General features: G+C 70.3%; 18 protein-coding genes. 6 read left to right on the forward strand and 12 right to left on the reverse strand.

Annotation, left to right across the window (positions count from 1 at the left end; translation table 11 throughout):
* Nucleotides 1–216 precede the first annotated feature (216 nt).
* Nucleotides 217–639, reverse strand: coding sequence for a roadblock/LC7 domain-containing protein (locus ACGF0J_RS30990; RefSeq protein ID WP_393151476.1), 423 nt, complete (start codon nt 637–639; stop codon nt 217–219).
* Nucleotides 636–3,551, reverse strand: coding sequence for a nitrate- and nitrite sensing domain-containing protein (locus ACGF0J_RS30995; RefSeq protein WP_393151478.1), 2,916 nt, complete (start codon nt 3,549–3,551; stop codon nt 636–638). The genes ACGF0J_RS30990 and ACGF0J_RS30995 overlap by 4 nt, the downstream gene beginning before the upstream one ends.
* 493 nt (nt 3,552–4,044) lie before the next feature.
* On the opposite strand from ACGF0J_RS30995, the gene ACGF0J_RS31000 reads away from it, so the two are divergent.
* The 5 genes from ACGF0J_RS31000 (at nt 4,045) to ACGF0J_RS31020 (ending at nt 8,957) form a co-directional block, all read left to right on the forward strand.
* On the forward strand, nt 4,045–5,040 hold the full coding sequence (locus ACGF0J_RS31000; protein WP_393151480.1) for an ABC transporter substrate-binding protein: 996 nt from the start codon (nt 4,045–4,047) through the stop codon (nt 5,038–5,040).
* Nucleotides 5,037–5,846 (forward strand): ABC transporter permease, encoded by an 810-nt coding sequence (locus ACGF0J_RS31005; RefSeq protein WP_393151483.1) that lies wholly within the window; start codon nt 5,037–5,039, stop codon nt 5,844–5,846. The genes ACGF0J_RS31000 and ACGF0J_RS31005 overlap by 4 nt, the downstream gene beginning before the upstream one ends.
* On the forward strand, nt 5,843–6,619 hold the full coding sequence (locus ACGF0J_RS31010; RefSeq protein ID WP_393151485.1) for an ABC transporter permease: 777 nt from the start codon (nt 5,843–5,845) through the stop codon (nt 6,617–6,619). Before ACGF0J_RS31005 ends, ACGF0J_RS31010 begins: the two co-directional genes overlap by 4 nt.
* Before the next feature lie 9 nt (nt 6,620–6,628).
* Entirely contained in the window at nt 6,629–8,086 is a 1,458-nt protein-coding gene (locus ACGF0J_RS31015; protein ID WP_393151487.1) for a dihydroorotase family protein, read from the forward strand.
* A gap of 88 nt (nt 8,087–8,174) precedes the next feature.
* Entirely contained in the window at nt 8,175–8,957 is a 783-nt protein-coding gene (locus ACGF0J_RS31020; protein ID WP_393151489.1) for an ABC transporter ATP-binding protein, read from the forward strand.
* A 95-nt stretch (nt 8,958–9,052) separates the two neighbouring features.
* On the opposite strand, the gene ACGF0J_RS31025 is transcribed toward ACGF0J_RS31020, so the two are convergent.
* The 6 genes from ACGF0J_RS31025 to ACGF0J_RS31050 all read right to left on the reverse strand — a co-directional run bounded on the left by ACGF0J_RS31025 (nt 9,053) and on the right by ACGF0J_RS31050 (nt 16,554).
* Nucleotides 9,053–9,583 (reverse strand): ATP/GTP-binding protein, encoded by a 531-nt coding sequence (locus ACGF0J_RS31025; RefSeq protein ID WP_357912534.1) that lies wholly within the window; start codon nt 9,581–9,583, stop codon nt 9,053–9,055.
* A gap of 28 nt (nt 9,584–9,611) precedes the next feature.
* Nucleotides 9,612–10,016: a DUF742 domain-containing protein gene (locus tag ACGF0J_RS31030; RefSeq protein ID WP_235996047.1), complete on the reverse strand. Its 405-nt coding sequence runs from the start codon at nt 10,014–10,016 to the stop codon at nt 9,612–9,614.
* A gap of 21 nt (nt 10,017–10,037) precedes the next feature.
* Nucleotides 10,038–10,460, reverse strand: coding sequence for a roadblock/LC7 domain-containing protein (locus ACGF0J_RS31035; RefSeq protein ID WP_101790364.1), 423 nt, complete (start codon nt 10,458–10,460; stop codon nt 10,038–10,040).
* Nucleotides 10,457–13,636, reverse strand: a complete 3,180-nt coding sequence (locus ACGF0J_RS31040; RefSeq protein WP_393151491.1) for a nitrate- and nitrite sensing domain-containing protein — start codon at nt 13,634–13,636, stop codon at nt 10,457–10,459. The genes ACGF0J_RS31035 and ACGF0J_RS31040 overlap by 4 nt, the downstream gene beginning before the upstream one ends.
* A 249-nt stretch (nt 13,637–13,885) precedes the next feature.
* Nucleotides 13,886–15,283: an aminobutyraldehyde dehydrogenase gene (locus ACGF0J_RS31045; protein WP_393151493.1), complete on the reverse strand. Its 1,398-nt coding sequence runs from the start codon at nt 15,281–15,283 to the stop codon at nt 13,886–13,888.
* Between the two features lie 2 nt (nt 15,284–15,285).
* The gene (locus ACGF0J_RS31050) at nt 15,286–16,554 is read right to left on the reverse strand and encodes a glycosyltransferase (RefSeq protein ID WP_393151495.1); all 1,269 of its coding nucleotides are present in this window, start codon (nt 16,552–16,554) and stop codon (nt 15,286–15,288) included.
* A 124-nt stretch (nt 16,555–16,678) separates the two neighbouring features.
* Between ACGF0J_RS31050 and ACGF0J_RS31055 the strand changes: the two genes are divergently transcribed.
* The gene (locus tag ACGF0J_RS31055) at nt 16,679–17,284 is read left to right on the forward strand and encodes a TetR/AcrR family transcriptional regulator (RefSeq protein ID WP_393151497.1); all 606 of its coding nucleotides are present in this window, start codon (nt 16,679–16,681) and stop codon (nt 17,282–17,284) included.
* A gap of 17 nt (nt 17,285–17,301) precedes the next feature.
* On the opposite strand, the gene ACGF0J_RS31060 is transcribed toward ACGF0J_RS31055, so the two are convergent.
* From ACGF0J_RS31060 to ACGF0J_RS31075, 4 genes are read right to left on the reverse strand one after another with little or no spacing between them, the layout of a single operon-like run.
* Nucleotides 17,302–18,456 carry an ABC transporter ATP-binding protein gene (locus tag ACGF0J_RS31060; RefSeq protein ID WP_393151499.1) on the reverse strand — a complete coding sequence of 385 codons (1,155 nt, stop codon included), beginning with the start codon at nt 18,454–18,456 and terminating at the stop codon, nt 17,302–17,304.
* A complete protein-coding gene (locus ACGF0J_RS31065) occupies nt 18,443–19,222 on the reverse strand; it encodes an ABC transporter permease (protein WP_393151501.1) in 780 nt (259 codons plus the stop codon). Before ACGF0J_RS31065 ends, ACGF0J_RS31060 begins: the two co-directional genes overlap by 14 nt.
* Entirely contained in the window at nt 19,215–20,084 is an 870-nt protein-coding gene (locus ACGF0J_RS31070) for an ABC transporter permease (RefSeq protein WP_393151503.1), read from the reverse strand. The genes ACGF0J_RS31065 and ACGF0J_RS31070 overlap by 8 nt, the downstream gene beginning before the upstream one ends.
* A gap of 19 nt (nt 20,085–20,103) precedes the next feature.
* Nucleotides 20,104–21,225, reverse strand: a complete 1,122-nt coding sequence (locus ACGF0J_RS31075) for a spermidine/putrescine ABC transporter substrate-binding protein (protein WP_393151505.1) — start codon at nt 21,223–21,225, stop codon at nt 20,104–20,106.
* Nucleotides 21,226–21,331: the final 106 nt, after the last annotated feature.

A 21,331-nucleotide genomic window follows, 5' to 3' on the forward strand; every position in this document is an offset into this window, starting at 1 on the left:
TCGCCGACGACACCAACGCCTCCATCGCCAACTTCACCCGCGGCGCCGTCCGCCCACCCGTCACCGCGTACGGACGCACCGGCGAAGCGGGGTCGTAGGCCGGCACCGGCCGTGGCCCCGGGTAGGACCCGGAACCCGGTCCGGGAGCGGGCCCGTGGGCCGGCCCGTGGGCCGGCCCGGGGACTCCGCCGTTCCATCGGGGGTCGTTCACCTGCATCACCTGGACTGGCCGGCGCGCAGCTCGGCGCGCACAGCCGGAGTCAGCACCTGACCGGCACGGTCCACCATCAGCGTCATCTGATACGCCACCAGACCCATGTCACAATCAGGCGCGGCCAACACCGCCAGACACGAACCATCACTGATCGACATGATCAGCATCAACCCGCGCTGCATCTCCACAATCGTCTGACTCACCGCACCACCCTCGAACACCCGAGCGGCACCCTGCGTCAAACTCACCAACCCCGACGCGATCGCAGCCAACTGATCAGCCCGATCCGGCGGAAACCCCGCCGACGCCGCCAACGGCAACCCATCGGACGAAACCACGACCGCATGCGCCACACCCGGAACCGTGCTCACGAAATCCGTGATCAACCAATCGACCCCGCGCGCCGCATGGCTCAGATCCCTCACGCACCCTCCTCCCTGCCGTCGCCTGGAGACCCGTCGCCCGGGCCCTCCGGATAGGACTTGCCGTCGTTGATGTCCTCGCGTGCGGCCCGGAAGCCCTGCTGGAAGCTCGACAGCCGGTTGCGCACCCGGTCGGGCGAGACCGCCGGCATGGGTGTCACACCCTTCGGCGCGGCGGGCGTGCCGGCCGAGCCGGGCACCAGGTTGGCCTTCGGCACCCGCTTCGGCAGACCCGACGCCGTCGCCCCGTCACGCACCGGCTCCACCACGGCCTGCGCCGCGTTCCAGCCCTCGTCCGCCTTGGCGGACTCCCAGCTCGCCCCGCCGGCGAACCACGCCGACTCGACCGCGGCGAAGATCGGCAGGTAGTCGTCGCCGCCGGACGGCGGGGTGCCCATCCGGGGGATGGGACCGGTGGCGGCCGGGTCCGTGTCGGCGAAGTCGTCGCGAAGCGGCCGGAGCGGCCGGTCGCCGAACCTGTCACCGAACCTGTCGCCGAACCTGTCGGCCGGGCGGTCGCCCAGCGGGTCGCCGAACCGGCCCGAGGCGCCGTCCGCCGCCCGGTCCGCGGCCCGGTCACGGGGGTTCCACGGCTGGGGCGGATCGGCGCCGGGCCGCCGGGGCAGCCCGTTGCCCTCGCCGCCCCAGCCCGCCGGCCCGCGCGGGGTGAGCCGGTCGGCCGGCCCGCCGTGGTGCTCGTCGGACGGCCAGCCTCCGCTGTCGGACGGCCACTGCGGCATGGACGGCCACGCGCCGTTCGCCTCGGTCGGGTTCGACGGGTAGGAGGGGTGGCCGGGTCCGAGCCGCCCAGGGCCCAGGGCACCGGGACCCATGGCGCCAGGATTCATGGCGCCGGGCCCCATCGGGCCGGAGCCGAGCTGACCGGAGCCGAGCTGACCGGGGCCCATCTGGTAGGTGGCCTCGGGCCAGTGCGGCGCGGGGGCGAGCTGCGGTCCGCGGTAGGCGTCCTCCAGGCCCGGCCCGCCGCTCCCGGAGCCGGCGTACGCGGGCGACGGGGTGCCGAGCAGCGACTCGGGCAGCAGCACCATCGCGGTGAGGCCGCCGGAGGCGTGCGGGCGGAGCTGGACGCGGATGCCGTGCCGGTGCGCCAGCCGGGCGACCACGAACAGGCCCATCCGGCGCGACACCGCGACGTCCACGATGGGCGCGTCCGAGAGCCGCTCGTTGGCCTGGACGAGTTCGTCGTTGGTCATGCCGATGCCGGAGTCGGTGATCGACAGCATCACGCCGCCGCCGTCGATCCGGCTGCCGGAGACGGTGACGCGGGTCTCGCGCGGGGAGAACGACAGGGCGTTCTCGACCAGCTCGGCGAGCAGGTGGATGACGTCGTTGACGGCCTGGCCGGCGACCGAGACGCCGTCGGGCACCTGCAGGACGACCCGCTCGTAGCTCTCCACCTCCGACAGGGAGGCCCGTGTCACGTCCACCAGCTTGACGGGCTGGCTCCACCGGCGGGGCGGGTCCTGGCCGGCCAGGACCAGCAGGTTCTCGCTGTTGCGCCGCATACGCGTGGCCAGGTGGTCCAGCTTGAACAGGTTCGCCAGCCGGCTCTCGTCCTGCTCGCCCTGCTCCAGACCGTCGATCAACGTGATCTGCCGCTCCACCAGCGTCTGACTGCGCCGCGACAGGTTCACGAACATCGCGTTGACGTTGCTGCGCAGCCGCGACTCCTCACCCGCCAGCCGCACGGCCTCCCGGTGCACCTCGTCGAACGCCCGCGCCACCTCACCGATCTCGTCGTCCGACACGACGCCGATCGGCTCCACCTCCACCTTCGCCGTGGCGGCGTCCGACTCGCGCAGCCGCTGGACGGTCTCGGGCAGGCGGCGGCCGGCGATCAGCAGCGCCTCGCGGCGCAGCCGCCGCAGCGGGCCGCTCAGCGAGCGGGCCATGAGCGCGGTGACGAGCAGCACCAGGACCAGCAGGGCCACGATCGCGACGGCGAAGAGCACCGCGCCCTGCTGCTCGCCGCGCTGGACGTCCTGGCTGCGCAGCAGGATCGAGTCGGCGACCCGCTGCTCGACCTGGCGCATGCCGTCGATGGTCTCGGTGACGGCGCCGAACCACACCTGGCCGTCCTGGGTGAGGCCGAGCACCTCGTCGCGCAGCGGCAGCCCGGCGTCCTGCAGGGCCAGCGCGCGGGCCTGGATGAGCTCGGCGCGGTCCACCGCCTGACCGCTGACGGTGTCGTCGTAGGCCTGGCGCAGCCCGAGCGGCACGGCGGCCCGGAACGTGGCCAGCTCGCTGTTGCGCTGGGAGCGGGCGGCGATGAAGGCGTCCAGTTCGCGCTCGCCGAACCGGCCGACGGCCAGCGCCGACACCAGCAGGGCGCGCTGCCTGGAGACGTACTGCTTGGCGCGGGACAGGGCGGCGAAGCCGGCGACGCTGTCGGTGAGCTCCTTGTCGACGGCGCCCTGGTCGATGTTGTCGTTGAGTTCGAGGAAGTCGGAGATGGACTGGTCGTAGAGCTCGATCACGGAGGCGACGTTGAGCCGGGACTCCATCGCCGTCTTGCGGGAGTTGGGCAGTTCGTCGAAGCGGTTCTGGACGCGTACGGCCTCGGTGCGCAACGGGCTGTCGGAGGCGGCCAGTGCGGCGACGCCGGGGCGGGCCTCGGTGACGAGCCGGTCGACGGCGGAGTACTGGGCCGCCACCTCGTTGCGGTCGCCGTTTCGGCCCTGGGCGACGAACATGGCGGTCAGGTCGCGTTCCAGCTCGGTCTGGTGAGCCAGCTCGGTCAGCTTGCCGGCGAGGGCGGCGGTCTCGTTGACCCGCTCGTACTCGGTGGCGCTGCTGAGTGAGGAGGTCACCCGCAGCCCGCCGAGGGCCAGCGCGGCCGCGGTCGGGATGACGATCAGTACCAGGAGCTTCGTCCGTACGCGCCAGTTGCGCACGAACCCGCCGGTGCCCTGCGGCCGGCCGGACCGCGAGGGCGGGGGCCCGGTCGGGGCGTGAGGTGACGGGAAGGCGGACTCCTCCGGAGACGACCCGGAGTCCCCGCTTGCAGGGGGCACTGTTCTTCTCACTGGCCTCCGCAACCTCTCCTCGGGATGGTCTGGTGCAAGAGGATCAAGTTCTGGTGGTGCCGCCCCCGGCACCGGTGGTCCGAAACCCTTATTTATGTTCCACAATTAATCGGTCGACCGGAGCAAATGCCACAGTCAATCGATCTTGCCTTTATGTATCCACGTCCCGACAGTAGCCACACGCCCCCGATGAACGCCAGACATATCTTCACTCAATATCCGGACATACCTCCATAGAATCAGTGCGACGGAGACATGGCCATATATATTGATGAATTCCAGATTCGGGGGATCATGCGCAAGGGTTGACGGCACAAGGGCGCGACGGTCGTCGCTCACCCTCGTTCAAAGGAGACGCGAGATGAGGCTCGGCGCACCAGGGCGCATCGCCCTGTTCGGACTGGTGGTCACCCTTGCCCTGGCAGGGTGCTCCAGCTCCGGCGAACCGTCAGGCGGCGCCACCAACGCCGCCGGGCTGGAGAAGACCGACCTGCTCATCGGCCAGTACCCCGGCGCCGACTCCGCGCCCCTGTTCATCGCGATCGAGCGCGGCTTCTTCAAGGAGCAGGGCCTCAACGTGAAGACGGAGGCCATCCAGGCGCCCCAGGCCGTGCTGCCCAAGCTGTCCAACGGCAGCATGGACGTGGTCCTCGGCAGCTACGCGACCATCCTGACGATCCAGAGCGAGGGCGCGGAGAAGTTCAAGTACATCGCCGACTCCTACCAGGGGGCCACCGGCGCCTTCGGCGTCATGGTGGGCCGCGACTCCTCCGTCAAGAAGGTCTCCGACCTCAAGGGCAAGAAGATCGGCGTGAACGCGCTCAAGGGCCTCGGCGTGCTCACCATGAACCCGCATTTCAAGATCGCCGGCCTGGACCCGACACCGGGCAAGGACATCCAGTACGTGGAGGTGCCGACCACCAACTGGCTCCAGTCGCTGGAGAAGGGCGACGTGGACGCGGTCTGGATGACCGACCCGTACGTCAGCGAGGCCAAGAACAAGCTCGGCGCCACCATGCTCGTCGACACCATGTCCGGCCCGACGGAGTCGCTGCCCATCACCGGCTGGGCCGCGACCGAGAAGTGGGTGGCCGAGAACCCCAAGACGATGGCCGCCTTCCAGCGCGCCATGGCCAAGGCGCAGAACATCGCCGCCACCGACCGCAGCGCCGTGACGAAGATCCTGCCGACCTTCACCAAGATCCCCGCCGAGACGGCCGCCACGATCAACCTCGGCAACTACCCCACCACGCTCAGCGCCCAGCGCATCCAGCGCGTCGCCGACCTGATGCTGGAGTACGGCTTCCTCAAGGAGCAGATCAACGTCGACTCCATGATCGTGCCGTTCAAGGGATGACCCCTGCGACCACGCCGGCGCGGGCGCGACGCCCCGTCGTCTCCCGCGCCCGGCACGGAAAGCTCCTCCGCCACGCCGTCGGCGTGGCGGTCTTCCTGCTCGCCTGGGAACTGGCCGCCAGGAGCGGCCTGCTCGCCTGGCTGCCCGCCGCCTCCGCCTCGCTCGCCAGGGTAGCCGGGCTGGCCGCCGACCCCGTCTTCCTCGGCGACCTGCTCTCCACGCTCACGGCCGCCTTCATCGGGCTGCCGCTGGCCGTGCTCGTCGCCGTGCCGGTCGGCCTGCTGCTCGGCACGGTGCCCGTGGTCGAGGAGACCACCCGCGCCATCGTGGAGTTCCTGCGGCCCATCCCCTCCGTCGCGCTGATCCCGCTGGCGCTGTTCTTCTTCCAGCCGGAGATCAACGCCAAGGTCGCGCTGATCGTCTACGCCGCGTCCTGGCCGATCCTCATCAACACCTTGTACGGCGTGCGCGACGTCGACCCGGTGGCCACCGAGACGCTACGCTCGTTCGGCTTCGGCCCCGCCGCGGTCATCTGGCGGGTGTCGCTGCCCAGCGCGGCGCCGTTCATCTACACCGGGGTCCGGCTGGCCGCCTCGATCACCCTGATCCTCGCGATCAGCGTCGAGTACTTCGTCGGCGGATCGGGCGGCATCGGCGCCTTCCTCATCCAGGCCAGCACCGGCATCGGCGCCGACGCGATGCTCGACGTCGTCGCGACGCTCCTGTGGGCCGGCATCGTCGGCCTGGCCGTCAACACCGTGCTGCTCCGCGCCGAGCGGCGCCTGTTCCGCTGGCGGCACGTATGATCGGCACGCTCGTCAAGCGGCTGTGGCTGGTCCCCGTCGTCCTCGTGGGCTGGGAACTGCTGGCCAGGTCCGTGGCCAACCCGTTCCTGCCCCCTCCGACGCTGATCGCCTCGTGGATGGGCGAGCGGTGGTTCTCCGGTCCGCTGCTGCTCACCGACGAGGCGGTGGACAACTTCGTGCCCAGCATCGTGCGGGTGATCGGATCGTGGAGCGCCGCCGTGCTCATCGGCGTGACGCTGGGCGTGGCGATCGGCCGGATCGGCCGGCTGGCCGACTACGTCGACCCGCTCGTGGAGTTCGGCCGCGCGGTGCCGCCCCCCGCGATGCTGCCGGTCTTCCTCGTGCTGTTCGCCATGGGCACCCAGGTCCAGGTGGCGACCATCGTCTTCGGCATCATCTGGCCGATCCTGCTGAATTCCATCGACGGCGCGCGTAACGTCGATCGTATGCAGATGGAGACCGCGACGGTCTTCGGCGTCCCCGCCCATCTGCGGCTCTTCCGGATCATCCTGCCCGCCGCGTCCCCCAAGATCTTCGCGGGCCTGCGGCTGAGCGTCTCGCTCGCGCTCATCCTGATGGTCATCTCCGAGTTGAAGGGCAGCACGGACGGGATCGGCTACCTGCTGAGCGTGGCCAGCAACAACGCCGACATGCCGGGCATCTGGGCCGGCGTAGTGGTGCTCGGGGTGCTCGGCTTCGCGCTCAACTCCCTGTTCCTCGTGATCGAGCGCCGGATGCTCGGCTGGCATCGCGGCGCCCGCCGTACCGCGTAGGAGGCGGACGTGACGGACCTGCTCATCAAGAACGTGCGCGTCGTGACGCACGACCGCCCCCATCCCGTCCGGGCGGACATCTCCGTGACCGGCGGGCGGGTCGAGCGCGTTGCGCCCGGACTGCCCGCCGAGGGCGTGCCGGAGGTGATCGACGGCAACGGCCGGCTGGCGTTCCCCGGCGTGGTGGACGCCCACCAGCACTGGGGCATCTACAACCCGCTGTCGGACGACGCCGCCTCGGAGAGCAAGGCAGCCGCGCAGGGCGGGGTCACCACGGCGCTCACCTACATGCGGACCGGGCAGTACTACCTCAACCGGGGCGGCCCGTACGCGGAGTTCTTCCCCGAGGTGCTGCGGATGGCCGAGGACCGGGCCTACGTCGACTACGGCTTCCACCTCGCGCCCATGTCGAGCGAGCACATCGGCGAGCTGCCCGACCTGGTGGAGCGGTTCGGGGTGCCGTCGTTCAAGATCTTCATGTTCTACGGCGGGCACGGGCTGCACGGCCGCTCGGCCGACCAGGGCAGGTTCCTCATGCTGCCCGACGGCGAGCGCTACGACTACGCCCACTTCGAGTTCGTGATGCGCGGCGTGCAGGCGGCCCGCGAACGTTTCCCCGACCTCGCCGACGAGATCTCCCTGTCGCTGCACTGCGAGACCGCGGAGATCATGACCGCCTACACCAGGCTGGTGGAGGAGGCGGGCGAGCTGACCGGGCTGGCCGCCTACAGCGCGTCCCGGCCGCCGCACTCCGAGGGGCTGGCCGTCTTCATCGCCTCCTACCTGGCCCACGAGACGGGCCTCGGCAACGTCAACCTGCTCCACCTGTCCTCGCGCAAGGCGCTGGACGCGGCCGTGCGGATGGCCGCGACGTTCCCGCACATCGACTTCCGCCGGGAGGTGACGATCGGCCACCTGCTCGCCGACATCGAGACGGTCGGCGGCCTGGGCGCCAAGGTGAACCCGCCGATCAGGCCGCGCGAGGACGTCGAGGCGCTGTGGGAGCACGTGCTGGACGGCACCGTCGACTGGGTGGTCAGCGACCACGCCTGCTGCCGCGAGGAGCTGAAGTTCGGCGCCCCGGCCGACGACGTGTTCGTGGCCAAGGCGGGCTTCGGCGGCGCCGAGTACCTGCTGCCCGGCCTCATCACCGAGGGCCGCCGGCGCGGCCTGTCCTACGGGCGCGTCGCCGCGCTCACCTCCTGGAACCCCGCCCGCAGGTACGGCCTGCGCACCAAGGGCGCGATCGCCCCGGGCTTCGACGCCGATCTCTGCCTGGTGGATCCGGACGGCACGTGGACCGTCTCGGCCACGGAGTCGGAGTCCGCCCAGGAGTACACCCCGTTCGAGGGGTTCGAGCTGACCGCGAAGGTCACCGACACGTTCGTCCGGGGTCACCACGTGCTCGACACCGGCAAGATCGTCGGAGCTCCGGTGGGCCGCTACGTCCCCAGGCCCACCCGATGATCACACCTGCGTCTCGTCATGTTCACGGATCACCGGCTTCGGTAAAGTCGACCTGTCATCTCCGCTTCTGGCTGCCCAAGGACATCACTTGCTCGAGATCGAGAACCTCACGCACGTATACGGGCGCGGCAGTCCGAACGAGCACCACGCCATCGACGGCCTCAAACTGAGCGTGGCGGCGGGCGAGCTGCTGTGCATCGTCGGCCCCTCCGGCTGCGGCAAGTCCACCCTGCTGCGTTCCATCGCCGGGCTGATCAGGCCGACGGGGGGCGAGGTCCGGGTCGACGGCGAGCTGGTCCGCCAGACGCCCGACAACCTCGCCGTGGTGTTCCAGGACTACAGCCGCTCGCTGTTCCCCTGGATGTCGGTGGCCGACAACGTGGCCCTGCCGCTGCGCCGGCGCGGCATGGACAAGCAGGCGCGGCGCGCTGCCGCGCAGGAGGCGCTGGAGTCGGTCGGCCTGGCAGAGGCGGGGCGCAAGTACCCGTTCCAGTTGTCGGGAGGCATGCAGCAGCGGGTGGCGATCGCCCGCGCGCTGGCCTACCGGCCGTCGCTCATGCTCATGGACGAGCCGTTCGGCTCGGTGGACGCCCAGACGCGCGAGGACCTGGAGGACCTCGTGCTCAAGGTGCGCAGCCACCACCAGATGACGATCGTGCTCATCACCCACGACATCGACGAGAGCGTGTACGTCGGCGACCGGGTCGTGGTGCTGTCGAAGGCGCCCGCGCACGTGGTGGGCGACCTGCCGGTGGACCTGCCCGCGCCGCGTGACCAGATCACCACGCGCGAGCACCCGGACTTCGTCCGCCTGCGCGGCGAGGTCGGCCGCCTGGTGCGCGGGGTGGACGCGCCCGCCACCACCGCCTGAGCCCGGTCCTGAGCCCGGTCCTGGCCGCGAACGCCGAGTGCCGCCGGACGGTCCGTCCGGCGGCACTCGGCGTCTTCGTGCGTTGCCTTCGTGCGTTACGCCGGCGCGTGCATGTGCCGCGTCAGCGCGTGCTCCACCAGCGTGATGAGGGTGCTCTTCACCGAGTCCCGCACCCGGGCGTCGAGCCGGACGATCGGCGTGTGCGAGCCGAGCGACAGCGCCTCGCGGATCTCGTCGTCCTGGTGCGAGAACTGCCCTTCCCAGCCGTTGATGCCGATCACGAACGGCAGTTTGGCCTCCTCGAAGTAGTCGATCGCGGGGAAGCTGTCGGCCAGCCGCCGCGTGTCGGCCAGCACCACGGCGCCGATCGCGCCGCGGACGAGGTCGTCCCACATGAACCAGAACCGGTGCTGCCCGGGCGTGCCGAACAGGTAGAGGATCAGGTCACGGTCCAGCGAGACGCGGCCGAAGTCCATGGCCACGGTCGTCGTCGTCTTGTTCGGCGTGAGCGAGAGGTCGTCGACACCCGCCGAGGCATCCGTCATCACGGCCTCTGTGGTGAGCGGCAGGATCTCCGACACCGCACCCACGAACGTCGTCTTGCCCACGCCGAACCCGCCGGCCACGACGATCTTCGTCGAGGTTAGGCCGGCGTTAGAGCCTGCGAAGTCCACTGAGCACCCTTTCGAGCAAGTTGAGGTCCGGCTTTCCCGCGTCCAGCGCAGGCTGGTGCACGCGGATCAGGCCCTCGGACGCCATGTCGGCGATCAGCACCCGCACCACCCCGAGAGGCTGACGGAGGAGTGCGGAGATCTCGGCAACCGACCTGACGTTCCGGGTCAGTTGAATGATCGCCTGATACTCCGGACTCAGCAGAGAAATGTCTTGGTATTCCGACGTCACGGAGGACACCAGCGCCTCCATGGCGAACTTCATCCGCGGGGCCGTACGCCCCCCGGTCACGGCGTACGGCCGTACCAGGGAGCTCGACTTCTGCGGACGGGGAGCCGCCGGATGCGGCGGAGTGCTATCACCAGCCCAACCCTGACCTGACACCATGTTCTCCTGTCACCGCCCCCGCTAGCGGGGGCGGGCTGCCTGCAGTTCGGCGCGTACGGCGGGCGTGAGGACCTGCCCCGCGCGCTCCACCAGCAGCGTCATCTGATAGGCCACCAGGCCCATGTCACAGTCGGGCGCGGCCAGCACGGCCAGGCACGAGCCGTCGCTGATCGACATGATCATCAACAGCCCGCGCTGCATCTCGATGACGGTCTGGGTCACCAGGCCGCCCTCGAAGACCCGTGCCGCACCCTGCGTCAGGCTGATGACACCCGAGGCGACCGCGGCCAGCTGGTCCGCGCGGTCCTTCGGGAAACCCTCGGAGAAGGCCAGCGGCAAACCGTCGGACGAGACCACGACGGTGTGCGCGACACCTGGCACGTTGTTCACAAAGTCAGTGATCAGCCAGCTGATGCCACGCGCTCCCTGGCTCAGTTCTCTCATTTGTCCTCCTCGTTCTCTTCTCCGCGGGTGAACGCGCGGCCTTGTCGTACACCCTGCTGGAAGCTGGAGAGCCGGCTGCGCAGCCGCTCGGGGGAGATCTGCGGCGCGGGCGACGCGGCCTGCGGCTCGGCCAGGCTGGCGGTTCCCGGCACCAGGTTGGCCTTGGGCACGCGGCGCGGCAGGCCGGAGGCCGTGGTGCCGCCCTGGGCGGGCTCCGCCGCCGCCTGCGCGGCCTGCCAGCCGCTGTCGGCCGGCGACGACCACGACGCTCCGACGCCCGACTCGCCGGGCCGGCGCCTGGGCAGCGCCCCCGGCCGCTCGGCGCTGTCCGGAGCCTGGCGGCGGAGCTCGGCGGGCGGCTCGGCGTCCAGCCGCACCGCGGGCTGGACGGCCGTCTCCGGCTCCTCCGGCTCGGGTGAGGCGGCGTCCCAGGACGTCTGCTGGTGCTCGGGCTGGAACTCCGGTCGCGGCTCGGGCCTCGGCTGCAGCTGCTCGGGGTCCGGCTTGCGGAACCAGTCGGAGCCGACCGAGGAGAAGATCGGCAGGAAGTCCTCGCTCTGCTCCTCCATCGGCGAGCTGCGCACGACGGGCAGCGGGCCCGTCAGGTCCTGCGAGGAGTACTCGCCGGGGCCGAACGGGTCGAAGGCGGAGTGCCCGTTGCGCTCGTACGGGTCCGACGGCTTGGCCGTCTCGGCGAACGACGGCCACGGCATCTCGCCGGCGCCGTACGGCGGCTGCTCGGGGCCGTCGGCGGCGAACGGCGACGGCCTGGCCGGCTGCGCCGGCTCGGGCGCGTCGAACATCGACGACCTGAGCGGCTGCTCGCCGACCGGCGGCCAGCGGGTCTCCTGCTGCGCGGGGTCGAGCGGCGGCGGCTCGGTCGCGAACGACGGCCAGCGCGGCTCCTCCTGGGCGGCCGGCGGGGGCGGCTCGGTCGCGAACGACGGCCAGCGGGGCTCGTCGGCCTGCGCCGCCCCGTCGGCGAACGACGGCCAGCGTTCCTGCTGGGCGGGCGGCGGCGGCTCCTCCGCGAACGACGGCCAGCGCGGCTCCTCGGCCTGCTTGGGCGGCTCCTCCGCGAAGGACGGCCAACTGGTGCCGGTGCCGCCGGGGACGGGCAGGTTGCCGGGCCACTCGGTGTTCACCGGGACGTCGTCGGTGCCGAAGCCCATGGGCGCCGCCGGCGCCGACGGCGCGGCGTAGGCGCCGTTGGCGGCGGGCTCCATGGCCGACGGGTCGAAGGAGGTGAAGGCGTCGTACTGGCCGTGCGCCGGGGCGCCGGGGGCGCCGGCGATGAGCGTGTCGGGCACCATGACCATGGCGCTCAGGCCGCCCGTGTCGCGCATGCGGAGCTGGACGCGGATGCCGTGGCGCAGGGCCAGGCGGCCGACCACGAACAGGCCCATACGGCGCGAGACCGCGACGTCCACGACCGGCGGGTTGGCCAGCCGCCAGTTGGCCTCGGCCAGCTCCTCGTTGGTCATGCCGATGCCGAGGTCGTTGATGGTGACGAGCACGCCGCCGTCGGCCGGCGCCTGGGTCACCTGCACCTTGCTCTCGCGCGGGGAGAAGGAGATGGCGTTCTCGATCAGCTCGGCGAGCAGGTGGACGGTGTCGGTGACGGCGGGGCCGACGATCTGGATGCCGGACGGGATCTGGATCTGGACCCGCTCGTAGTTCTCGACCTCCGACAGCGAGGCGCGGGCCACGTCGACCAACGGGACGGGCTCGCTCCACTTGCGGGCGCCCTCCTGGCCGGCGAGGACCAGGAGGTTCTCGCTGTTGCGGCGCATGCGGGTGGCCAGGTGGTCCAGCCGGAAGAGGTTGGCGAGCCGCTGCTCGTCCTCCTCGCCCTGCTCCAGGCCCTCGATGAGCTGGAGCTGCCGCTCGACCAGGGTCTGGCTGCGCCGGGAGAGGTTGACGAACATCGCGTTGACGTTGGCGCGCAGCTTGGCCTCGTCGCCGGCCAGCCGGATCGCCTCGCGGTGCACCTCGTCGAAGGCCCGGGCCACTTCCCCGATCTCGTCACGGGTGTTGATGCCGATCGACGGCACCTCGGGCACCGCGGCGCCGTCGCCGGACTCGCGCAGCACGCGGACGGTCTCCGGCAGCCGGGTGGTGGCCACCTGGAGCGCCTCGGCGCGCAGCCGGCGCAGCGGCCGGACGAGCGAACCGGCCACGCGGGTGGTGAAGATCAGCACGAGGAGCAGCAGGACGAGGATCATCGCGCCGGAGATGATGGCGTTGCGCTGCTCGCCGTCGCTCAGGTCGCGGGTCTGGGTCACGATCCGGGTCGTCAGCCCGTCCTCGACCTTGCGCATGGCGTTGACGGACGCCGCGGTGCTGTCGTGCCAGAGGGTGATGTCGCGTGCGGAGGTGACGTCGAGGTCGGCGATCCGCTGGTACTCGCGCATCTGGGCGAGCGCGCGCTGGCGCATCGCGTCGGCGCGGTCGATCTGCAGGCCCCGGAGGTTCCTGCGGTAGGCCTGCAGGTCGGCGGCGCTCGCGCTCTGCTCGAACACGGCCTGCTCGGCCTGCTGGCGGTTCCAGGAGCCGAGGAAGTCGGACAGGTCGTCGTAGTCGAGCCTGCGGCCGATCAGGGCGACCACGAGGATCGCCTGCTGGCGGGAGACCTCCTCCTTGGCGCGGGCCAGGCCGCCGAGCGCGGAGATGTTCTCCTGCAGGTCTTCGTCGCTGACGCCGTTGGCCAGGTCGGTCTGGAGGTGGGAGATCGTGTCGATCATCGTGGAGAACGTGCGGATCGCCGCTCGCGGCGGCACGCTGTCACCGTCGAGGATCGACTCGCGCAGGCCGTCGATGCCGCGCAGCCACCGGCGGATCTCCGAGACGTCGGACAGGACGTGCTGGGCGTGGGTGGCGTCGATGGCGGACACGGCCGTCAGGACGCCCTCCTTGGCCTTGTCGACGGCCTGGCGCTGCGCCCTGAGCGCGGTCAGCCGGGTGGGGCGGCGCCGGTCGGCCATGTACCAGGCGGTGAGCGTGCGCTCCTTGCCCAGCTCGTGGTTGAGCGCGTTGACGCGCTGCACCACCTCGGCCAGCTGGGTGAGCTTGCGGTACTCGGTGCTGGTGTTGATGGCGTTGGCCAGCTGCACACCGGCGAGGAGAACGCCCACGACGGTGGGGATGAGAATCAGCGCCACCAGTCGCGAGCGCACACGCCAGTTCCCCAGCCGGAACCTGCTGCCTGTGTACTCCCCAGGTCTGATGTGCTTGGGGTTATCCGTCCTCACTGACTCTCGCAACCTCTCGCCGGTACGTGCTCGAAAATCTGACACGCTTGGGGCGCATGGGATTTGTGCGGGCTGGGTAATTGGAACACAACCCGTACCACATCGGCCAACCGTGCATATCCCACCAAATGCGACCAAACGTGCCTTCGAGGTCGCATATCGCCGTGCCTGTCCTCAGGCGGGCCGGAAGCCGTCTCGCTCCTCGGACACCGCATGCTTGATCATCAGGTGACGGGTCACCGAATACTCCTGCACCGCCTCCTGGCTCATGTCCTTGCCGAACCCACTCCCCTTGACCCCGCCGTGCGGGGCCTCGCTGGCGATGGGCAGGTGGTCGTTGACCCAGGTGACGCCCACGTCCAAGCGGTGCGACACCCGCATCGCCCTGGCCACGTCGCGCGACCACACCGACGACGCCAGGCCGTAACGGGTGTCGTTGGCGAGCTTGACGGCCTCGTCCTCACCGTCGAAGGGGAGGACCACGAGGACAGGGCCGAAAAGTTCCCCTTGGACGATATCGCTGTTCTGAGCCACATCTGTCACAAGAGTTGGCGGATAGTAGAACCCTGGCCCATCCGCCAGGGCCCCACCCTGCAGGATCCGCCCGCCGGAGCCCCGGACGAAGCCGTGCACCCGGTCACGGTGCCCCGCCGAGATCAGCGGGCCGATGTCCGTGGCCGGATCCCAGGGGTCACCGACATTGATTTCGGCAAGATTTGCCCGTAGCGCCTCCACCGCATCCTCGTACGCCGGGCGGGACACGTAGACGCGCGTGGCCGCCGTGCAGTCCTGGCCGGTGTTGTACGTGGCGCCCAACGCCACCCCGGCGGCCATCGCCGTCATGTCGGCGTCGTCGAAGACCAGGGCCGGCGCCTTGCCACCGAGCTCCAGGTGGACCCGCTTGAGCGTGGTGGCGGCCCCCGCCATGACGGCCCGGCCGGTCTCGGTCGAGCCGGTGACGCTGACCATGTCCACGCCCGGGTCGGTCACCAGCGCCGTGCCCACCTCGGCGTCACCGGTGACCGCCTGCACGAGCCCGCGCGGCGCGCCCGCCCTGGCGAACAGCTCCACCAGGCGCAGCGTGCTGCGCGGCGTCTGCGGCGCCGGCTTGATGACGACGGCGTTGCCCGCGGCGACGGCCGGACCGAGCTTCCAGACGGCCATCACGAGCGGGAAGTTCCACGGGGCGATGGAGGCGACCACGCCGACGGGGCGGCGCACCATGACCGAGGTGTAGCCGCGACTGAACACCCCGGCCCCCGTGCCCTCCAGCGACCGGGCGGCGCCGGCGAAGAAGCGCAGGTTGTCCACCGCGAACGGCAGCTCGCCGTCCCGCACGACCGTGGCCGGCTTGCCGGTGTCCTCCACCTCCAGCCGGGTCAGCTCCTCGGCCTCGGCCTCGACGAGGTCGGCGAGGCGCAGCAGCAGCCGCGCCCGCTCGGCGGGCGTGGCCTGCGACCACTCCGCGAAGGCGGCGCGCGCCCGCGCCACGGCCCGGGCCACGGCCTCGACGGGGGTGTCCGCGACCATGTCGTGCAGCGCGCCGGTGGCCGGGTTGATCAGTTCGCGCATGTCTACTCCTGGCCCAGCCGCTCGATCAGGTCGGCCGCGGTGCGCAGGCCGTCGCGGCCGCGGATCTCCTCGCCCGTCGCGGCCAGCCGGGCGCGCAGGGCCTCGTCACCCAGCAGGCGGTCGAGGGCGCCCGTGAGCTCCTCGTCGGTGAAGGCGTAGGTGGCCAGGCGGACGCCGTAGCCGAGCTCGTGGACGCGCTGGGCGTTGTCGTACTGGTCCCAGAAGAGCGGCAGCAGGATCATCGGCTTGCCGAAGTGCAGCGCCTCGGTGGTGGTGTTGTTGCCGCCGTGGGTGATCACCAGGTCGCAGAGCGGGATGATCTTGGTCTGCGGCAGGAACTCGGCGCCCCACATGTTGTCGGCCAGCTTGATCTCCTCGTGCAGCGGGCCCTTGGAGACGATGTACTGGTGCGGCGTGGTGGCCAGCACGTCGATCACCCGCTGCATCAGCTCCACGTCGGAGGAGCCGAGCGAGCCGAGCGAGAAGTAGACCAACGCGCCGTCGCCCCGGGTGAACGGCAGCTCGAACTCCTCGTCGGTCTCGCGCACCGACGAGTCGAGCCGGTGCCAGGAGGGCCCGAGCGGCCGCTCGGCCGTGTAGTCGAGGATCTCCGGGTAGACGTAGAGGTTGAGGTCGCCCTCGTGGATGAAGTCGAGGTCGGGCAGTGGCCGCGTGCCCTGCTCGACGCACCACTCGTTGAAGGCGGCCCACAGCTCGCGGTGGGTGCGGTCGTACTCGGCGCGGAAGGCGTCCCACTCCGACCGGTCGTCGGCGGGCAGGCCGGAGAAGACCGGCGGGATGTTCTCGCTGCGGACCTCCAGCGGGTTGCACGAGACGATCCGGACGAACTTCTTGCCCGTGGTGAGCAGCGCCGGGAACGTGATGACGTTGTCCTCGACGATGACGTCCGGCCGGACCCGCTCGATGATCGCCTTGAGCTGCGGCTCGCAGTACTTGACGCCGTCGATCAGCGACTCCCAGATCGGCTTGGTGACCGTCTCGAGCTGCTCCAGCGTGCTCTTGCGGTACTCGGGCGCGGTCTCCCGGATGAAGTCCTTCCAGAACTGGCCCGCGTCCTGCTCCTCCTCGGCCGGGGGCGCCAGGTCGACGAGGTCCTCCTCGAAGCCGAGGGCCTCCAGCTTGCCCTTCCACGAGGACTCGGCGGCGAAGACCACCCGGTGCCCGCGACGGCGGAGGATGTCGCCGATGCCGATGCTGTTGTTGGTCGGGCCGTAGGCGCTCTCAGGCATGAACAGGATGGTGAGGGACATCACGCACTCCGGATGAGAGAGGATGGTAGTTGAAGATACATTCAAAAAACTCATCTAGCGTAAAGCGCTACTTCGCGGCACTATGGTCACGGTCTTCTGAACGCAGCGGTAACAAAGGGGGAGAATGGCCCAGCGTAAGAGCCGCACTGACCGCCGCATCGACCTGATCGAGGCGGCACGCCGGGCCATCATCCGCCACGGCATAGACGGCGTACAGCTCTCGCACGTGGCCGAGGAGGCGGGGCTCACGTCGGGCGCCGTGCTCTACCACTACCCCGACCTGGGCGAGCTGCTGGTCGAGGCGCAGCACTCCGGGATGGAGCGCTTCTACGAGCAGCGGCAGCGCCGGCTCGCCACCGTCACCGACCCGGTCGCCAAGCTCGTCATGACCATCAGGTCGGGCCTGCCGACCGGGCCGCTCGATCCAGACGTCCGGCTGCTCAACGAGCTCGGCGGAGCGGCGGGCCGCAACCGCGTGTACGGCGTCCTGCTCACCTCGCTGTACGACCGGCAGGTGTCGATGTACCAGTCGATCCTGGACACGGGGGCGGCCCTCGGGGTCTTCCGGCTGAGCGGCGACTCGCTGACGCTGGCGCGCAACCTGGTCGCCCTGGAGGACGCCTACGGCTACCGCATCACGGCCAGGCACCCGCTGATCGGTCCGGCGGAGGCCGCCGAGCTGATCCTGTCGTACGCCCGCACGGCGACGGGCAACGACCTGGTCCACTGAGCCCGCGCGGCGTCCGCTCACCGCGGGCTCCTGGGGATCACCACGGCGTCCGCCGCGTCCCAGCCCAGCCGGACCTTGGCGCCCGGCCGCACGGCGCTGGCGCCCTGCACGGCCACCAGGACCGGCTTGGGATGACCGGGCACGTCGATCGACAGGTGCGAGACGCCGCCGTAGAAGCTGACGTCCAGCACGCTGCCCCGCAGCACGCCGGCCTCGGCCTCGTCCCCGCCGTCCGCCACCCCGTCGGCGTCGCCCACCGCGTCCGCGTCGTCCGCGTCGTCCGCGTCGTCCACGGCGTCCGCGTCGTCCACCGCGTCGGCGTCGTCGGTCAGGATGACGCCCTCGGGGCGGACGCAGAGCAGGGCGTCGGCGCCGGCGGCCACGTCCGGCAGCGGGGTGCCGGGCAGCACGCCGAAGCCGTCGGTGCTCAGCCCGCCGTCCTCGCCGGCCGTGCCCTCGAAGAGGTTGCTGGCGCCGACGAAGCCCGCGACGAACGGCGTGCGCGGCCGTTCGTAGAGCGTGACCGGCTCGTCCACCTGACACACCCGCCCGTCGGAGAAGACGGCGATGCGGTCGGCCAGCGACATGGCCTCCTCCTGGTCGTGCGTGACGACCACGAACGTGATGCCGACCTCGTGCTGCAGCCGCTTCAGCTCCAGTTGCATGTCGGCGCGGACCTTCTTGTCCAGCGCGGACAGCGGCTCGTCCAGCAGCAGCAGGCGGGGCCGCTTGACGATGGACCGGGCGAGCGCGACGCGCTGGCGCTGGCCGCCGGACAACTGGGCGGGCCTGCGGTCGCCGTGCTCGGCCAGCCCGACCGTCTCCAGCACCTCGCCGACGCGCTTCCTGATCTCCTGGCGGGGCAGCTTCTCCTGCTCCAGCCCGTAGGCGACGTTCCGGGCCACGGTCAGGTGCGGGAACAGCGCGTACGACTGGAACATCAGGCTGATCGGCCGGCGGTTGGGCGGCGCGGCGAGCAGGTCGTCGCCGTCGAGCGTCACCGTGCCGCTGTCGGGTGTCTCGAAGCCGGCGATGATGCGCAGCAGCGTCGTCTTGCCGCAGCCCGACGGGCCGAGCAGGGCGAAGAACTCGCCCTGGCCGATCTCCAGTGAGACGCCGTCGAGCGCCGTGACGTCACCGAACCTGCGGGTGACCCCGTCAATCTTGAGCACGTGCCTCACCGATCCTGGTCATGCGCTGTCCGATGATCACCGCGGTGAAGCTCACCAGGAGCAGCAGCGTGCCCAGCGCGTTGATCTGGGGCTCCACCCCGAAGCGGACCATCGAGTAGATGACGATCGGCAGGGTCTGCTCCAGGTTGCCGATCGTGAAGAAGGCGATCACGAACTCGTCGAGGGAGAGCGTGAACGCCAGCAGCGCGCCCGCCACGATGCCGGGGGCGAGCTGCGGGAGCGTGACCCGCACGAACGTGGTCACCGGCCCCGCCCCGAGGTCGCGCGAGGCCTCCTCCAGTGACGGGTCGGCGCCGGTGAGCCGGGTGCGGACCACCGCCGCGACGAACGCCATGGAGAACACGGCGTGCCCGAGGATCACCGAGGTGAGGCCGAGGGTGAACTGCACCAGGCCGTAGAACATCAGCAGGCCGATGGCGAGCACCAGGTCGGGCAGCACGGCCGGCATCAGCGACACCGCGTCGAGCGTCCGGGAACGGGTGTGCCTGGCCAGGCCCACCGCCAGCAGCGTGCCCAGCACGGTGGCGAGCACGGTCGAGCCGGTGGCCACGATCAGCGTGTTGACCAGGCCGTCCAGAACGCGCTCGTTCGCGGCCAGCACGCCGTACCACTTGAGGCTGAACCCCTCGAAGGTGTAGGCCGAGTCCCCCGAGTTGAACGACATCGCCACGACCACGGCGATCGGCGCGTACAGGAAGACGAGCGTCGCCCAGAACGGGATGTACAGCAGTCGGGGCCTACGCACGGCGGGCCGCCCACGCCTGCGCGAGGAGGAGCAGGACGAGCACCGCGACGAGCGCCATCGCCAGCGTCGAGCCGAACGGCCAGTCGCGCGCCTTGAGGAACTCGTTGCGGATCAGGTTGCCCACCATGAGCGTCTTGCCGCCGCCCAGCATCTCGGGGATCACGAAGTTGGCGAAGCTCGGCACGAACACGAACATCGACCCGGTCAGCACGCCCGGCAGGGTGAGCGGCAGCGTCACCCGGCGGAACGTGGTGAACCCGGAGGCGCCCAGGTTGGCCGACGCCTCGCGGAGCTGGGGGTCCAGCCGCTCGATCGCCGCGTACAGCGGCAGCACCATCAGCGGCAGGTAGGAGTAGAGCAGCCCGACGACGATGGCGCCCTGGTTGTAGAGCAACTCGTACGGCCCGAGGCCGAACAGCTCGAACCCGGAGTTCACCAGGCCCGGCCCGTTGAGCAGGATGATCCAGGCGTACATGCGGATGATGAAGTTCGTCCAGAACGGCAGCACGATCGCGATGAGCGCGGCCGTCTTCCACTTGCGCGGCAACTGGGCGATCAGGTAGGCCGTCGGGTAGCCGAGCGCCAGCGCGAGGATCGTGGCCAGCGCCGCGAGCTTCAGGGAGGTGCCGACGACCCCCAGGTAGAGGGGGTCCATCACGCGGGCGAAGTTCTCGGTGGTGAACTCGTAGATCACGCCGCCGAAGCGTCCGCGCTGGAAGAAGGTGAAGCTGAGCACCAGGGCCAGCGGCACGAGCACCAGCACGAGGATGTACGTCAGGCCCGGCGCGAGGAATACGAGCGCGCCCAGCCGGCGCCCTCCCCGAGAGGTGGTCACCGGCCGGGCCGCGGATTGCGCCTTCACAGCTTGTGTCGTGCCGATCTCACTGCGCGGCGACCTCGGAGGCCAGGCGCGTGTACTTCGTCGAGGCCTGTCCGAGGTCGATGATCGACTCGCCGTTGAGCAGCTCGGCCGGCTTGGTGCCGAGCAGGGAGCCCTCCGGCGGCCGGACCCTCTCCATGGCGGCCTTGTTGGGCACCTTGTAGTTGATGTTCTCGGCGGCCCAGCTGTGGATCTCGGGGTCGAGGATGTAGTTGATGAAGGCGTGCGCGGCCTCCTTGTTCTTGGAGGACTTCATGATCACCATGGTGTCCACCCAGAGGTCGCTGCCCTCCTTCGGCACGACGAACTCGATGTTCTTCTTCTCGTCCGTGGTCGGGCACCAGCCGTCCCAGGCCTCCACCATGACGGCCTCGCCGGTCTTGAGCTTCTCGCCGAAGGTGGTGTCGTCGTAGCCGAGCAGCTTCGGCTTCTGCTGCAGGAGCAGCTCCTTGACCTTGGCGATCTCCTCGTCCTTGTCGGTGTTGACCGAGTAGCGGAGGGCCTTGATCGCGGGCAGGGCCAGCCAGCGCTCCGTGGTCATCATGGTGATCTTCTTCTCGGCCCAGGCCGGCGGCTTGAGAAGGTCGTTCCAGCTCGTCGGCTTGGCCTTGACCAGGTCGGAGCGGTAGCAGATGCCGGTCGTGCCCCAGGTGTAGGGCACGGAGTACTTGTTGCCCTTGTCGTAGGAGAGCTGGGTCGCCTCGGGGTAGAGGTTGGCCAGGTTGGGGATCAGCTCGGCGTGGATGGGCTCCAGCAGGCCCTGCTCGTTGAGCGCCTGGGCGTACTGGCCGGACACGAACGCCACGTCGATGCCGCTGTCGCCGCCGACGGTGAGCTTGGTCATCGCCTCCTCGTTGGTGGCGTGCAGCGTGACGGTCATGCCGCTGACCTTGAGCTTCTCCTTGACCTTCTCCGGCAGCTCCTTCGGCGTGTACCCGTCCCACACCGTGATGTTGATCGACTGCTTCGTCAGGTCGGCGTTGGGGTTGAGCTGTTCGGCCGTTGCTCGCGGAGCCGACTCCGCACTGTCGGTCGATCCACCACCGCACGCCGCGACGGCGAGTGCGAGGCCGGCCACCGCTGCGACGGCCGGAAGACGACGGGTGAACCGGGAACGGAACACGGCCGCTACTCCTTCTTTGTTCCGAGGGACGAGGGGTCTCGCGACCAATCAGGCACTGCAGACCAAAGCAGGAGTGTTGCAGCAGATATCAACATCGGCAAGACTT

Origin of the sequence: Nonomuraea sp. NPDC047897 (genome assembly GCF_043204415.1) — a bacterium.
Taxonomy (GTDB): Bacteria; Actinomycetota; Actinomycetes; order Streptosporangiales; family Streptosporangiaceae; genus Nonomuraea.

Excerpts from the sequence above, each read along its gene's own strand:
- ACGF0J_RS31000 (WP_393151480.1), top strand. The coding sequence starts at position 4,045 with ATGAGGCTCGGCGCACCAGGGCGCATCGCCCTGTTCGGACTGGTGGTC.
- ACGF0J_RS31005 (WP_393151483.1), top strand. The coding sequence starts at position 5,037 with ATGACCCCTGCGACCACGCCGGCGCGGGCGCGACGCCCCGTCGTCTCC.
- ACGF0J_RS31010 (WP_393151485.1), top strand. The coding sequence starts at position 5,843 with ATGATCGGCACGCTCGTCAAGCGGCTGTGGCTGGTCCCCGTCGTCCTC.
- ACGF0J_RS31030 (WP_235996047.1), bottom strand. The coding sequence starts at position 10,016 with ATGGTGTCAGGTCAGGGTTGGGCTGGTGATAGCACTCCGCCGCATCCG.
- ACGF0J_RS31035 (WP_101790364.1), bottom strand. The coding sequence starts at position 10,460 with ATGAGAGAACTGAGCCAGGGAGCGCGTGGCATCAGCTGGCTGATCACT.
- ACGF0J_RS31045 (WP_393151493.1), bottom strand. The coding sequence starts at position 15,283 with ATGCGCGAACTGATCAACCCGGCCACCGGCGCGCTGCACGACATGGTC.
- ACGF0J_RS31050 (WP_393151495.1), bottom strand. The coding sequence starts at position 16,554 with ATGTCCCTCACCATCCTGTTCATGCCTGAGAGCGCCTACGGCCCGACC.
- ACGF0J_RS31055 (WP_393151497.1), top strand. The coding sequence starts at position 16,679 with ATGGCCCAGCGTAAGAGCCGCACTGACCGCCGCATCGACCTGATCGAG.